The 14,517-nt window shown below is 38.0% G+C and carries 15 protein-coding genes; 8 read left to right on the top strand and 7 right to left on the bottom strand.

Annotated elements, in window-relative coordinates; genetic code table 11:
* Positions 1–18: 18 nt before the first annotated feature.
* Both pckA and C8C84_RS05075 read right to left on the bottom strand, forming a co-directional pair.
* The gene (gene pckA / locus C8C84_RS05080) at positions 19–1,644 is read right to left on the bottom strand and encodes a phosphoenolpyruvate carboxykinase (ATP) (protein WP_121312508.1); all 1,626 of its coding nucleotides are present in this window, start codon (positions 1,642–1,644) and stop codon (positions 19–21) included.
* A gap of 81 nt (positions 1,645–1,725) precedes the next feature.
* Entirely contained in the window at positions 1,726–2,112 is a 387-nt protein-coding gene (locus tag C8C84_RS05075; protein WP_121312507.1) for a DUF423 domain-containing protein, read from the bottom strand.
* 133 nt (positions 2,113–2,245) lie between these two features.
* Between C8C84_RS05075 and C8C84_RS05070 the strand changes: the two genes are divergently transcribed.
* From C8C84_RS05070 to C8C84_RS05055, 4 genes are all read left to right on the top strand, one after another.
* Positions 2,246–3,007 carry a DUF3108 domain-containing protein gene (locus C8C84_RS05070; protein ID WP_121312506.1) on the top strand — a complete coding sequence of 254 codons (762 nt, stop codon included), beginning with the start codon at positions 2,246–2,248 and terminating at the stop codon, positions 3,005–3,007.
* 12 nt (positions 3,008–3,019) lie between these two features.
* Positions 3,020–3,343 carry a hypothetical protein gene (locus C8C84_RS05065; RefSeq protein ID WP_121312505.1) on the top strand — a complete coding sequence of 108 codons (324 nt, stop codon included), beginning with the start codon at positions 3,020–3,022 and terminating at the stop codon, positions 3,341–3,343.
* Positions 3,344–3,461: 118 nt separating this feature from the next.
* Positions 3,462–4,838 (top strand): saccharopine dehydrogenase family protein, encoded by a 1,377-nt coding sequence (locus C8C84_RS05060; protein WP_121312504.1) that lies wholly within the window; start codon positions 3,462–3,464, stop codon positions 4,836–4,838.
* A 121-nt stretch (positions 4,839–4,959) separates the two neighbouring features.
* Positions 4,960–5,430 (top strand): Lrp/AsnC family transcriptional regulator, encoded by a 471-nt coding sequence (locus C8C84_RS05055; protein ID WP_121312503.1) that lies wholly within the window; start codon positions 4,960–4,962, stop codon positions 5,428–5,430.
* Positions 5,431–5,672: 242 nt separating this feature from the next.
* Here C8C84_RS05055 and C8C84_RS05050 read toward each other — a convergent pair whose 3' ends face one another.
* Together C8C84_RS05050 and C8C84_RS05045 are read right to left on the bottom strand one after the other, a co-directional pair.
* Positions 5,673–6,251 (bottom strand): NUMOD4 domain-containing protein, encoded by a 579-nt coding sequence (locus tag C8C84_RS05050; RefSeq protein WP_121312502.1) that lies wholly within the window; start codon positions 6,249–6,251, stop codon positions 5,673–5,675.
* A 137-nt stretch (positions 6,252–6,388) separates the two neighbouring features.
* On the bottom strand, positions 6,389–7,279 hold the full coding sequence (locus tag C8C84_RS05045; RefSeq protein ID WP_121312501.1) for an NAD(P)H-binding protein: 891 nt from the start codon (positions 7,277–7,279) through the stop codon (positions 6,389–6,391).
* Between the two features lie 84 nt (positions 7,280–7,363).
* Here C8C84_RS05045 and C8C84_RS05040 point away from each other — a divergent pair, with 84 nt between their 5' ends.
* Complete coding sequence (locus C8C84_RS05040; RefSeq protein ID WP_121312500.1) at positions 7,364–7,714, top strand: helix-turn-helix domain-containing protein; 351 nt, start codon at positions 7,364–7,366, stop codon at positions 7,712–7,714.
* Positions 7,715–7,748: 34 nt separating this feature from the next.
* Here C8C84_RS05040 and C8C84_RS05035 read toward each other — a convergent pair whose 3' ends face one another.
* The 3 genes from C8C84_RS05035 to C8C84_RS05025 form a co-directional block, all read right to left on the bottom strand.
* A complete protein-coding gene (locus C8C84_RS05035; protein WP_121312499.1) occupies positions 7,749–8,444 on the bottom strand; it encodes a zinc metallopeptidase in 696 nt (231 codons plus the stop codon).
* A 71-nt stretch (positions 8,445–8,515) separates the two neighbouring features.
* Complete coding sequence (locus tag C8C84_RS05030; protein ID WP_121312498.1) at positions 8,516–8,701, bottom strand: hypothetical protein; 186 nt, start codon at positions 8,699–8,701, stop codon at positions 8,516–8,518.
* Positions 8,702–9,078: 377 nt separating this feature from the next.
* Entirely contained in the window at positions 9,079–12,141 is a 3,063-nt protein-coding gene (locus C8C84_RS05025) for a leucine--tRNA ligase (protein ID WP_121312497.1), read from the bottom strand.
* A gap of 287 nt (positions 12,142–12,428) precedes the next feature.
* Here C8C84_RS05025 and C8C84_RS05020 point away from each other — a divergent pair, with 287 nt between their 5' ends.
* The 3 genes from C8C84_RS05020 (at position 12,429) to C8C84_RS05010 (ending at position 14,516) form a co-directional block, all read left to right on the top strand.
* Complete coding sequence (locus C8C84_RS05020; RefSeq protein WP_121312496.1) at positions 12,429–13,304, top strand: ABC transporter permease; 876 nt, start codon at positions 12,429–12,431, stop codon at positions 13,302–13,304.
* A gap of 59 nt (positions 13,305–13,363) precedes the next feature.
* Positions 13,364–13,600 carry a DUF3098 domain-containing protein gene (locus C8C84_RS05015; RefSeq protein ID WP_121312495.1) on the top strand — a complete coding sequence of 79 codons (237 nt, stop codon included), beginning with the start codon at positions 13,364–13,366 and terminating at the stop codon, positions 13,598–13,600.
* A 106-nt stretch (positions 13,601–13,706) separates the two neighbouring features.
* Positions 13,707–14,516 (top strand): undecaprenyl-diphosphate phosphatase, encoded by an 810-nt coding sequence (locus tag C8C84_RS05010; RefSeq protein WP_121312494.1) that lies wholly within the window; start codon positions 13,707–13,709, stop codon positions 14,514–14,516.
* The last annotated feature ends 1 nt before the right edge of the window (position 14,517 follow it).

Genomic DNA, 14,517 nt, shown 5'->3' with positions numbered 1-14,517 from the left:
TTTGGTTAGGTTTGTTTGTTATACCTGTGGCCCTGCTTTTACTAAGCTTTGCCCTTGCTCATTATCGGTATATTGAGCGAAATTTTTAATAAATCTTGAAGCCAAATCGGATACTTTTGCATTCCATTCAGCGGCGTCTGCATAAGTATCTCTAGGGTCTAAAATTGCCGGATTAACATCATGTAAAGAAGTTGGCACTTCTAGATTGAAAACCGGAATAGTTTTAGTTGTAGCTTTTTCAATAGAACCATCTAAGATAGCATCTATAATTGCTCTGGTATCTTTGATTGAAATACGTTTTCCGGTTCCATTCCATCCGGTATTTACCATGTAAGCTTTCGCATTGTTTTCTTCCATTTTCTTGACCAATTCTGCGCCGTATTTTGTTGGATGCAAAGTCAAAAATGCTTTCCCAAAACACGCAGAGAATGTTGGTTCCGGTTGCGTAACACCTCTTTCTGTTCCGGCTAATTTAGCCGTAAATCCTGAAAGGAAATAATATTGTGTTTGCTCCGGAGTTAATTTAGAAACCGGCGGCATTACTCCAAAAGCATCAGCCGTTAAGAAGATTACTTTAGTAGCATGACCTGCTTTAGAAACCGGTTTTACAATATTGTGGATATGGTTAATCGGATAAGAAACGCGGGTGTTTTGTGTTACCGAACCATCTTTGAAATCAATTACGCCATCAGCATCAACCGTTACGTTTTCTAATAAGGCATCTCTTTTAATAGCACCATAAATATCCGGTTCGTTTTCTTTGCTTAAATCTATCGTTTTAGCATAACAACCTCCTTCAAAGTTGAAAACACCTTCGCTATCCCAACCATGCTCATCGTCACCGATTAATTCCCGTTTTGGATCAGTAGATAAAGTCGTTTTTCCAGTTCCTGATAATCCGAAGAAAACCGCAACATCGCCGTCTTTCCCTTTATTGGCCGAACAGTGCATTGAAGCAATTCCTTGTAATGGCAAGTAGTAGTTCATCATAGCGAACATTCCTTTTTTCATTTCGCCACCGTACCAAGTACCGCCAATCAACTGCATTTTTTCAGTTAAATTGAAAGCCACATAAACTTCTGAATTCAATCCGTGAGCCGCATAATCTTTGAAAGAAGTTTTAGAACCGTTCATCACGATAAAATCAGGCTCGCCAAAATTCGCCAACTCTTCTTCCGTCGGACGAATAAACATATTGGTTACAAAATGCGCTTGCCAAGCCACTTCCATGATGAAGCGTACTTTTAATCTAGTATTTTCATTGGCACCGCAAAAAGCATCTACCACATATAATTTTTTTCCTGAAAGTTGGTCAACTGTAGTTTCTTTTAAAGCTTCCCAAGTGTTTTGATTGATCGGTTTGTTGTCGTTAACCGCTTTATCTGAAGTCCACCAAATACTGTTTTCGGTGATATTGTCTTTGACTATGTATTTGTCTTTTGGCGATCTACCGGTAAAAACACCGGTCATAACATTTACGGCTCCAAGTTCTGTCAGTTGCCCTTTTTCGTAACCTTCTAAGTTTGGATTTAACTCGTCATTGTATAATTTTTCGAAAGATGGGTTGTGGATAATTTCGTTAACGTTTTTGATTCCGTATTGTTCTAACGAAATCGATTTCGTAATTTGAGCGTAGTTCTCCATAAATTTAGTTTGTGTTGTATTATGAATCAGACGACAAAGGTAAAAATTAAATTATAGAAACTATTTTTTTTATTAAAAATATTATCTTTTATCTTTAAGAATGTTCCACAACAAAACTATCCAGCCCAATATTAACAAGGTTCCACCGATAGGCGTTATGATTCCCAAAGGTTTAAAATCGATTCCGGTTATGGTTTTGGTCGCCAATAAATAAATTGACCCCGAGAAGAAAATCACGCCAAAAATCACTAATTGAAAAATCATTTTTTTGCTTTTTTCAGTTACCAAAGAAGTAAGGCCTAAAAACAGTAAAAATAAAGCATGATACATTTGATATTTGACACCGGTTTCAAAAGTCACCAACTCTTCAACGGTTAATTGTTTCTTCAAAGCGTGTGCGCCAAATGCACCTAAAATGATTGCGGTCATTCCCATTATAACTGCAACACTGCTAATTTTTCTTTCCATTGGTTTTGATTTGAATACTAATTCGCTAATTTATCCGTTATCTTCTTAGAAATAAAGAAATTTCACTTTTCTTTTTCCTGAAGTTTCGGGATTACTTTTTTAAAATTTTATATTTGCACCTTAATTTTTAATTATGAAGAGATTACTTTACATACTAAGTGCTGTTTTTGTTTTTAGCTCGTTTGCTCCTCAAAAAAGCCAACCTATCAAATCAGGTGAAAAATTGGTTTTTGCAGGTTCCTATAACATGAGTGGTTTATTGACGCAATTGGCACAAGTTACCATGAGTACCGAAACCGTTACCACTGCTAAAAATTCCTATTTGCATATGAGTTGTGAATTATCTACTTACAGTAAATGGGATTCATTTTTTAAAATTAGAGATATTTACGAATCTTATGTCAATCCGGTGAATCTAAAACCGAGTTTGTACAAAAGAAGCATAGATGAAGGCGGTTATACCAAAAAAGAAAAATACACTTTCAAAGGCAATACCGTAAACAGCATAGTCAAGAAAAGAAACAAGCCCGAAACCCATAAAACCTTTACTATTGGCGGTTCTACACAAGATGTTATTTCTCTTTTGTATAAAGTGAGAACGATGGATTTTAGCAAATTTAAAGTGGGACAAACCCAATCTTTAATGATTGTTTTCGACGAAAAACAAATTCCGGTCACCTTAAAATACATGGGGAAAGAAACCGTTAACGCTGGAAATTTAGGCAAAAAAGAATGTTACAAACTTTCGATTGGCGCTAAAACTGATGCCTTACGCGGTAAAGATAAAAACCTAATTTGGCTAACCGCTGATGCGAAAAAAGTACCGGCTTTGTTGAAATTCAGCATTCCTGTCGGTACCGGACAATTGGTTTTAACCTCAGCAACCGGAATTTAATGTAAAGAAATCATGAGAAAACTGTTTTTAATTTTAGCCTGTTTTTTTGGCGCGCTTGGCATCGCCTTTACCATTTTACCAATGGATACGTTGGCTTTCCTACCTATTGGTTTGGCTATTATTTTTGGTTTACTGACTTTAAAAAAATCGGAAGAAAGTGAAAAGAAGTTCCCGAAAATAATACTAATAATAGCAGCGCTCTGCTCTGTTGTGGTCCTTGGCAAAACTTTATTGATTGAAGACGAAGTTGCCATAGATACCCAATTCGAACAACAAAAAATAGAAACCAAACAAGAAGCTAAAAAAGAACTCGAAGAGTTAGAAGGTTTAGAATAAACAAAAGCCCATCCGAAACGATGGGCTTTTTTGTTGGAATCAAATTCATACATTTGCGACACAACAAACAAACGAATGAAATCGAAGATTTACGAACACAAAAAAAACAATTTTAACGGTGAGTAAAAATATTTTAATCATAGGCGCCGGACGTTCGGCATCATCACTGATACAATACCTTTTAAACAAATCGGCTCAAGAGAATTTGCACTTGACGATTGGCGATTTGTCTTTAGAGTTAGCCCAACGCAAAACCAACAACCATCCAAACGCGACAGCCATTGCTTTGGATATTAATAACGTAAACCAACGCCAAACCGAAATTCAAAAAGCCGATATCGTCATCTCGATGTTGCCGGCGCACATGCATATTGATGTGGCAAAAGACTGTGTAACTTTCAAGAAAAACATGGTGACGGCTTCTTATGTTTCAGATGCGATGCAAAGTTTGGATGCCGAAGTGAAAGCAAACGGCTTAGTCTTTATGAACGAAATCGGACTTGATCCGGGAATCGACCACATGAGCGCGATGAAAGTCATTGATGAAATCAAAAGCAAAGGTGGAAAAATGATTTTATTCGAGTCCTTTTGTGGTGGTTTAGTCGCTCCGGAAAGCGATACCAATTTATGGAATTACAAATTCACTTGGGCACCGAGAAACGTAGTCTTGGCGGGACAAGGTGGCGCAGCCAAGTTTATCCAAGAAGGCAAATACAAATACATTCCGTACCACAAATTATTCCGCAGAACAGAGTTTTTGGAAGTCGAAGGTTATGGCAAATTTGAAGGTTATGGCAACCGTGATTCTCTTAAATACCGAAGCGTATACGGCTTAGATGATATCCTAACTTTATACAGAGGAACAATTCGTCGTGTAGGTTATTCCAAAGCTTGGAACATGTTTGTCCAACTCGGGATGACCGATGACACTTATGTGATGGAAGATTCCGAAAACATGAGCTACCGCGATTTCATCAATTCGTTTTTGCCTTATTCACCAACGGATTCTGTGGAAATCAAAACCCGAATCCAATTGGGAATCGAGCAAGACGACATCATGTGGGACAAATTATTGGAACTGGATTTGTTCAACCCAAATAAAAAAGTAGGACTTAAAAATGCTTCTCCGGCGCAAATCTTAGAACACATTTTAAGTGAAAGTTGGTCACTCCAACCTGAAGACAAAGACATGATTGTCATGTACCACAAATTTGGCTACGAAATCAATGGCGAAAGAAAGCAAATCGACTCCAAAATGGTTTGCATAGGCGATGACCAAACCTATACCGCGATGGCCAAAACCGTAGGTTTACCGGTAGCGATGGCCACTTTACAAATCCTAAACGGTAACATCAAAACGCCCGGCGTGCAATTGCCGATTCGCAAAGAAGTTTACGAACCCATCTTAAAAGAATTGGAAGATTTCGGGGTGATTTTCAAAGAAACCGAAATGCCTTATATTGGCTATAATCCGGATAAGCTGTTGGGAAATTAAAAAAAAACCGCAGATTCGCAGATTAAAAAATAAAAATCTATAAATCTGCAGTGAACTTAAATATAGGTTTGTGGTTAAAAATTTAAAGTGAATTGTTATATTTACTTTAAATATAACAGCAATGAAGATCAATCAACTACAAATAGAAATTGATGGGATAGACAAAGAAATCCTTCGCGACTTAATGATAGATGCCCGAAAACCCATTTTACAAATTGCCAACAAGATTGGTATTTCGGGTGCGGCAATTCACCAACGGTTGCGTAAATTGGAAGATGCCGGTGTGATTTCGGGATCTAAATTTATTATTGACAACAAAGTTTTAGGTTATAAAACAATGGCGTTTATTGGGATTTATTTGGATAAAGCCTCAAGCAATTCGGATGCGGTTCGCGAACTGAAGAAGATTCCGGAAGTGTTGGAATGTCATTATACCACAGGAAACTGGTCGATTCTGATTAAAATGATTTGTCGCGATAACGAACATTTGATGCAACTACTCAACAAAAAAGTACAGCCTATTGACGGCGTTTCGAGAACGGAGACTTTTATTTCTTTAGAACAGCAGATTGAACGACAGATACAGTTGTAGTGGTCAGTTTGAATCTACAGAAATTCAAATGGTTTATCCTTTAGCCCCGATTGAAGAGGAAATCCTTTTTTATTGTTTTGTACTTCGACTCCCGAAGTCTCGGGACAGCATGACAAAACAATAAAAAAGATTGCAACGAAAAGCGGGAAATACCCCCGAAGCTTCGGGGCCAAAAATGCCCGAAACTATCGCTCCTAATAAAAAAACCCGCTACATTGATAACGGGTTTTATTTTTGAGTAATTAAATCTTGATGTGACTCCAATTTTCGCCGCGTTTGATTCGGCTGACCTGCATTTCACTAATTCCGAATTGCTTGGCCAACATTTTCATGCGTGTACTCTGATTTGGTTTGTTGAGTAACTTTTTTAAATGAATCACCTTAGTTATCGTCAATTTTCTACCGTCTGATTTTAGGTTGAATTCGAGTAGGTTTTGCTTCGCTTTGATAACGTGCGGACTTCTCTTTCTGTGCGCCATCATTTCCTCATAAGTTGCCCATTTTAAATTATTTAAGGTGTCATTGTCCCTTACATAATCTAAATGAATAACATACTGCTGATCTTCTGAAGATTTTGGTATAAAAAGCTCAGCTACCAATTTATAAATAAAAATAGTCTTGTAAATTCTTTTTCCGTTTAAGCGCTTTCCGTAACGAAGCGTCTTATAACCATCAGCATAGGAGCCTTTTAAAATATTCCCGTCTTTAAACTCATTAGTAAAACTAATCAATCTTCCTCGATTTGAAACCGCATATCTATACGTCAATGGGAATTCTAATTCGATTTCTCGAAACACTTCGTTTGGGTAAAATCTTAGCATTATAGTGGTATTTGGTTTTCAAACTTACTAAAAAATATTTTGCTTTAACCCAAATGAAGCAATAAACACCCAATTATTCATGGGATGAGAGAAAGATATTATAAAAAAATCCGCTACTCTCGTAACGGGTTTTGTTTTTAATTGTTATAAACTTGAGCAAATTCTTTAGCAAAATCCTCGAGTTTTATTTTTCCTTGAGGCTTCTCATTTCTTTTGAAATAATCTTCCTGAATTAAACCTTCGCGGATTGATTTTCCCATTTGCACATAACTTTTAGCAAAGACCTCAGGAAGACCGGATTGTAACATTCCCTGTAACGTATCTTCATCTGAAAAATTAATCCATGGCAATTCAGGTTTGTCTATAGCTTTTCCTAACGCAGTGGCAATCTCCGAAAACGAACGAATATCACTCGAAACATATTCAACCGTTTGTCCTTTAAAATTCAATGCTAGCAAATGTTTTGCAGCAGCATCAGCGATATCTTCTGGATGCGTCAGGACAAACGGTTGGTCTCCTTCCCCTAAATTGGAACCAAGGATTCCGGCGTGTTTCACCATATCAATCAAAGTATAGAAATTGGTGTAAAAATAAGAAGGACGCAATTTTATCACATTAATACCTTCAATGCCGTCCAATCTTTTTTCCAAATAGGCCAATCCGTCAATTGGTCCGGCTCCTTCACCCATGTGCGCTCCGATACTGCTCAGTTGGACAATGTTTTTCACACCGCTTTGTTGTATAGCCATTACAAAATTTTCTGCAATTTCTTTTTGGTAGCCTAACCAATCACTTACACTAAACGTCGGTGGAATCATTAAATAAACCGCATCAGCACCTGAAAAAGTATTGGCTAAAAATATTTTGTCTGACACACTTCCAATAGCCGCTTTGGCTCCGAGATTCTCGATTTCGGCTTTTCTAGATTCGTTGTTGCTGATGATGGTGACTTGATGTCCTTCTGCAATTAAGGTGTTTGCCAAAGGTTTGCTAATGTTCCCGATGGAACCGGTTAAAATGTATTTCATGATTTTTATTTTTAATATTATTGTACAAAGGTATTTTTATACTTACTTTTGTACAAGTACCTACCAAAAAGTATGCAATAAAAAATGATTAAAGAAGCTTCAACTAATAATGAAAACCGAAAAGCCATTAGTGCGGTTTGTCCGGTAAGTTTTGCCTTGGATAAAGTTGGTGGCCGATGGAAACCGCTAATTCTTTGGAATCTCAAGGAAGGGAAATTGCGTTATAGTGAACTCAAAAAAGCCATTCCGCCGATTACCGAAAAAATGTTGATTCAGCATTTAAAACAATTGGAATCAGATCAATTAGTATTGCGAACTGTGATTGAAATTATGCCTCCGCATGTAGAATACAGCCTTTCGGATTCTGGTGCCGAATTGCTTCCGGCATTAACGGCTTTAGCCGATTGGGGCGTTCGCAACAGCAGTAAACTATAAAAGAAAACCCGCTACTCTCGTAACGGGTTTTTTATTAATCTCTGGAACCAAAAACTTGCAACGCCCAATATAACAGCGAGGCTAAAGCACCAATCGCGGCGACTACATAAGTTCTTGCGGCCCATTTTAAGGCGTCTTCGGCACCCGAATATTCTTGTTGGCTCAACATGTTTTTATTTTTCAGCCATGCTAAAGCTCGGTTACTCGCATCGTATTCTACCGGTAAAGTAATAAAACTGAAAGCTGTTGCGATGGCCATCAATACCAAACCGATAACGGCTATATAAAACCCTAAGCCTAAACCTGCAGCGGCTCCTAAGATTAATCCACCAAAGATTAACCATTGGGATAAAGTCGATGAAACATTTACAATCGGCACCAATTGGGAACGCAATTGCAACATACTATACGCCGTTGCGTGTTGGACAGCATGACCACATTCGTGTGCGGCAACGGCTGCTGCTGCGGCATTTCTTTGGTTGTAAACGCCTTCACTCAAGTTTACGGTTTTGTCCGCCGGATTGTAATGGTCGGTTAATTGACCCGGTGTAGAAATGACTTTTACGTCATAAATGCCATGGTCTTGTAGCATTTGGGCTGCTATTTCGGCACCACTCATGCCATTGCGCAAGTGTACTTTTGAATATTCTACAAATTTGCTCTTTAGTTTCGAGCTTACGGCAAAACTGACTAAGGCAATCAAGCCGATTAAAATATAATATCCTATCATGATTTCTAATTTTTAGTTTCTATAAGTTTATCAAATTGTACGCCAAAGGATAACTTGTGACAGCTTGTCATTTATCTACAGATAGTTATGAAAGCGATTAATTCGGCGCCTTCGTAATAGGTAAACGAAACGCTGATGATTTCGTAACCGGCGTTTGCTTTTTCGTTTAGAAAGAGCTCCACTTTCTCGGTTAATTTTTCTTTCATGCTGCTAAAGCCTGCTTTTTCAACAATGGTGTGGATTTCGTGTTTCTTCATCGTGTGTGTTTTTGGTACTTATACGACGAACTTGGTTTTTGGTTACAAAAAAAGGATTCAAATGCATTAGAAGTGTTAGATATTGCTTCCGTTTCCTTCAAAAACGAGTGCAACACATTAAAATAGTACTGCGATGATACAATTTATTACTGCAACCCTGTAAAATCATTTTGCAACATACTAAAATAGCACTGCGACATAGTAAATTATCAGTGCGACACCTTAAAATACTACTGCGACACTTTAAAATAAAAATGCAACATGCTGAAAAATAATATTTTAGCTTGTCGCACCGTTTTTTCCGTTTTTCCATAAAAAACCCAAACTCTTTTGAAGTTTGGGTTTCCCTTATTTTGTTCGCCGCAATGACGTTTGATTTATCCCACCAAGTTAATCACTTTCCCCGGAACGATAATCACTTTATTCGGTGTTCTTCCTTCTAATTGCTTGATGGTTCTTTCGTCTGCCATTACGATTTCTTGTATTTGGGCTACGGTTAAATCCAAAGGCAATTTGATGGTGAAACGCATTTTTCCGTTGAAGGAAACCGGATATTCTTTTTCCGATTCTACCAAATACTTTTCGTTTACCAATGGAAAATCAACTGTTGAAATTGATCCTTCGTGTCCTAATTGACTCCATAATTCTTCAGCAATATGCGGTGCATAAGGCGAAATGACAATCGCCAATGGTTCCAAAATCGCTCTGTGGTTGCATTTCATTTGCGCCAATTCATTCACACAAATCATAAACTGCGACACCGAAGTATTGAACGAGAAGTTCTCGATATCTTCCGTCACTTTTTTGATGGTTTTGTGGAGTGATTTGTACATTTCCGGCGTTGGTTCGTCGTTAGTAACATTCAAACCGGTATTTTCATCAAAATACAAACGCCATAGTTTTTTCAAGAAACCTGAAACTCCGGTAATTCCGGCAGTATTCCATGGTTTGGCTTGTTCTAATGGCCCAAGGAACATTTCGTATAAACGCAAAGTATCAGCGCCGTAATCGTTGCAAATGTCATCCGGGTTTACGACGTTGTATTTGGATTTGGACATTTTTTCGACTTCGCGCGAAACCTTGAATGATCCATTTTTGTCACTAATAAATATAGCTTCTCTATAATCTTGATTTAAGGCATGATTTTTAAATTTCTCAACATCTAGTTCATCTGACGAATTTATCAAATTCACATCCGTATGTAACTTGGTCACATTTGCCGTATTAATTAAAATATTAATGACTTTTTTATCTTCTTCTTTAATATCTCTAATCATTTGCGATGGGATTCCATCTAAAATACTTCCCAAATAATTATTCTTCACATAATCATTTAGGTCAGACAAATTTGAATTGTCTACTAAACTACTTGAAATAAAAACTGGTGGCAAACTTTCATTTATTTGTTTGATGTATTCAAATGATTTAGTTTCTCCTCTTTCAAAAGTTCCAAAAACATGTGGGGAAAATTCTAATTTATAGACTCTATCAATATTAACTAACGCACTCATCCCCAAAATCATTCCCTGATTGATCAATTTCTTGAATGGTTCTTCTGTTGGTGCAAAACCTTTGTCTTTTAGGAATTTGTTCCAAAAACGAGAGTATAACAAATGGCCGGTTGCATGCTCGCTTCCGCCTATGTATAAATCTACGCTTTCCCAGTATTTTAAAGCATCGGCTGAGGCAAACTCGGCGTCATTGTGCGCATCCATATAACGCATCCAATACCAAGAACTGCCTGCCCAACCCGGCATGGTGTTGAGTTCTAAAGGAAAAATGGTTTTGTCGTCAATCAACTGAACACTAACCACTGAACACTGAACACTATCCCACGCCCAATCCGTAGCATTACCCAATGGCGGCTGACCGTCTTCGGTGGGTAAATACTTTTCTACTTCCGGCAAAACGATTGGCAAATATTTGGCGTCAATCATTTGCGGTAAGCCATTCACATAATACACTGGGAACGGTTCGCCCCAATATCTTTGACGGGAAAATACGGCATCACGCAAACGGTAATTGGTTTTGCCTTTTCCTTGTCCGATTTTCTCTAATTCTTCGATAATTTTTTTGGTTCCTTCTTTGTAACCCAAACCGTTTAGGAAATCGGAGTTGACTAATTCGAAACCTGATTTTTCACCATAAGCGGCTTCAGAAATATCTTGATTGAAAATGTTTTTGATTTCAGGCATGCCTTTTTGCCCTTTGAAGAAATTGGCAAAGGCATAATCTCTTTCGTCACCACAAGGAACAGCCATAACGGCACCGGTTCCGTAGCCTGCTAACACATAATCGCCAATCCAAACCGGAATTGGTTCTTTGGTAAATGGATGTTCGGCATAAGCGCCGGTAAATACGCCGGATATGGTTTTTACATCGGCCATTCTTTCTCTTTCAGAACGTTTGGCAGTGGCTTCAACATATGCTTCAACGGCTGCTTTTTGTTCGGCAGTTGTAATTTGGGAAACCAATTCGTGTTCGGGTGCTAACGTCATAAACGTCACTCCGAAAATGGTATCAGGTCTGGTTGTGAAGACTGAAATGTTGAATGTTGAATGTTGAATGTTGAATTGAACTTCAGCACCTATACTTTTTCCAATCCAGTTTCTTTGACTTTCCTTAATCGATTCGCTCCAATCGATAGTGTCTAAACCTTGTAATAATCTTTCGGCATAGGCTGAAATTCGCATCGACCATTGCGTCATTTTTTTACGTATCACCGGATGACCGCCGCGTTCGGAAACACCGTTTACGATTTCGTCATTCGCCAATACGGTTCCTAAAGCCGGACACCAGTTGACTTCGGTTTCAGCCAAGTAAGTTAATCTGTATTGTAGTAATATTTTTTGTTGCTCTTCAGAAGAAAAAGCGTTCCATTGTGCTGCGGTAAATGGTGCAATGTTGTCATCGCAAACGGCGTTTACGGTAGCGTTTCCTGCTGCCGAAAATATTGAAACTAAAGTCGAAATGTCTTCGGCTTTGTTAGTGTCGTTGTTGTACCAAGAGTTGAATAATTGGATGAAAATCCATTGCGTGTGCTTGTAATAATCGGCGTTGGAAGTGCGCACTTCTCTACTCCAATCGAAAGAGAAACCAATTTTGTCTAATTGCTCACGGTAACGGGCAATGTTTTCACGCGTGGTTTTCTCCGGATGTTGACCGGTTTGTATCGCGTATTGTTCCGCCGGAAGACCGAAAGAATCATACCCTTGCGGATGCAAAACATTAAAGCCTTTATGGCGTTTGAAACGCGCCACGATATCAGAAGCGATATAACCAAGAGGATGCCCAACGTGCAAACCTGCTCCGGATGGATAAGGAAACATGTCTAAGACATAATATTTGGGTTTTTCAGAATTGTTGGTGGCAGCGAAGGTTTGGTTTTGTGCCCAATACTGTTGCCATTTGGCTTCGATTTTTTCGTGGAAATATTTCATTACTATAAGGTTCTAAGGCACTGAGGCGCTAAGGTTCTAAGGTTTTTTGATTCGTTTACTTTTTAGCCCCGATTGAAGCAAGTATCCTTTTTTAAATAAGGCGTCTCGACTGCGCTCGACGTGACAAAAAAGATACTGCGGAAAGCGGGAAAATGGCTGGCTGAAACTGCCTGAACCATTCGCTTCTAAAGAATTTTAAGCGACAAATTTACATTTAATATAATTAAGTTAAAAGTTTGTACGTTAAACAATTTTCTTTACTATTTTTACGGCTTAAATCACTGTTTATGTCAGACTCATTTGAAAAGTTTCAAAAACGCAGGGTAATTACCTCCTATTTTTCGGTCGTGTTGAGTATCTTTTTGGTGTTGTTTTTATTGGGAACTTTGGGGCTTTTTGTCATCAATTCCAAGCGTTTATCAGACAATTTCAAGGAAGAAATTGCGATGACGGTTTTCTTTAAAAATGAAGCCAATGACTCGATCACGAAGGCTTTTACTGAAGAAATGAAGACGGCAAAATTTGCCAAATCTTTTGAATACGTTTCCAAAGAGCAAGCGGCAATGCAACACAAAGAAGTAATTGGCGAGGATTTTATGCAGTTTTTGGGTGTGAATCCGTTGCAGAATTCGGTTGATATTCACTTGAAAGCTGATTATGTAAACAATATAGAAATTGCCAAAATTGAAAACCGTTTGCGTAAAAACGAAATGGTGGCTGATATTGTATATGACAAGCAACTGGTGACTTTGGTGAACGACAACATCAAAAATATCAGTATGTGGATTTTGATTGTTACGGGTGTTTTTGCATTTGTTTCGGTATTGCTGATTAACAGTTCGCTGCGACTTTCGATTTACGCTAATAGATTTATCATTAAAACGATGCAAATGGTTGGCGCAACCAAATCCTTCATTCGGAAACCCTTTATCAAAACCAGCGTAATTCTTGGATTTATTGGGGCTGTTTTGGCTATTTTGGCTTTGATTGGTTTGCTGGTTTACATACAATTTAACTTCCCGAATTTGGGGATTATGGAAGACCAATTGTCAATTGGCGTAGTGTTGTTGGGTGTTTTGATTATGGGTATTGTGATTACTTGGATCAGCACTTACTTTGCAACGCAACGCTTTTTGAATTTAAGAACAGACGATTTATATTAGTGTTCAGTGCCCAGAAGGCAGTGTTCAGTTAAAAAACAAATAAAAACATTCAACATAAGATGAAAAATAACGAGCAACAACCGGATTTCCTTTTTGAGAAGGCGAACTACAAAATATTATTAATCGGTATGGCCGTGATTGCCGTTGGATTTATTCTAATGAGCGGTGGCGGAAGCGATGACCCGAAAGTTTGGAACGATGCCGTTTTTAATTTTCAAAGAATTCGTTTAGCACCAACGGTAGTTTTGATTGGTTTCGGGATAACTATTTATTCGATATTTAAGAAAAGTAAATAACTTCTCAGATTGTTGGATTATTAGATTTTTGGATAATTGGACCTTTACAATCAACCAAAGCAAAAATCTAACAATCTAATAATCTAATCATCTAACAATCTAACCAATGGATTACATTCAAGCGATACTTATCGCCATTGTTGAAGGTTTAACCGAATACTTACCGGTTTCTTCGACGGCTCATATGATTTTTACCAGTTCTTTTTTTGGCATTCAGGAAGATGATTTTGTGAAATTGTTTCAAGTTTCGATACAGTTTGGCGCCATCTTAGCCGTAGTGGCTTTGTACTGGAAAAAGTTCTTTGATTTCCGCAAGATTAACTTTTATATCAAATTGGCTTGCGCCGTTATTCCGGCCTTAGTTTTAGGAAAAATATTTGATGATAAAATTGACGCAGTCCTTGGAAATCCTATCCCAATTGCAATTGTGCTCATTATTGGCGGTATTGTTTTATTGTTTATTGATGGTCGTTTTCACAGTCCGACCGTCGCTCACGAAGAAGACATTACCATCAAAAAAGCGGTTACGATAGGCTTTTGGCAATGTTTAGCGATGATGCCCGGCACGAGTCGTTCGGCAGCTTCTATTATTGGCGGTATGCAACAAGGATTGACGAGAGAAACGGCTGCGGAATTCTCTTTCTTTTTAGCGGTTCCAACGATGTTGGCGGTGACGACTTATTCTTTGTTTTTGAAAACTTATGAAACCTCTCAACTCAAAGGATATGAATTGTTGACACAATCTCCTGATAACCTAAAAATGTTTTTGGTTGGTAACATTGTCGCTTTTATTGTAGCCATAATTGCCATCAAATTCTTTATTGGCATCATTAAAAAATATGGTTTCAAACCTTGGGGTTATTACCGAATTGTAGCCGGTGTTATCTTGTTAGCCTATTTCTCTTTAAATAAATAGA

This window comes from Flavobacterium sp. 102 (assembly GCF_003634615.1).
Taxonomy (GTDB): domain Bacteria; phylum Bacteroidota; class Bacteroidia; order Flavobacteriales; family Flavobacteriaceae; genus Flavobacterium.
This window is presented reverse-complemented; position numbering and strand designations above follow the sequence as displayed.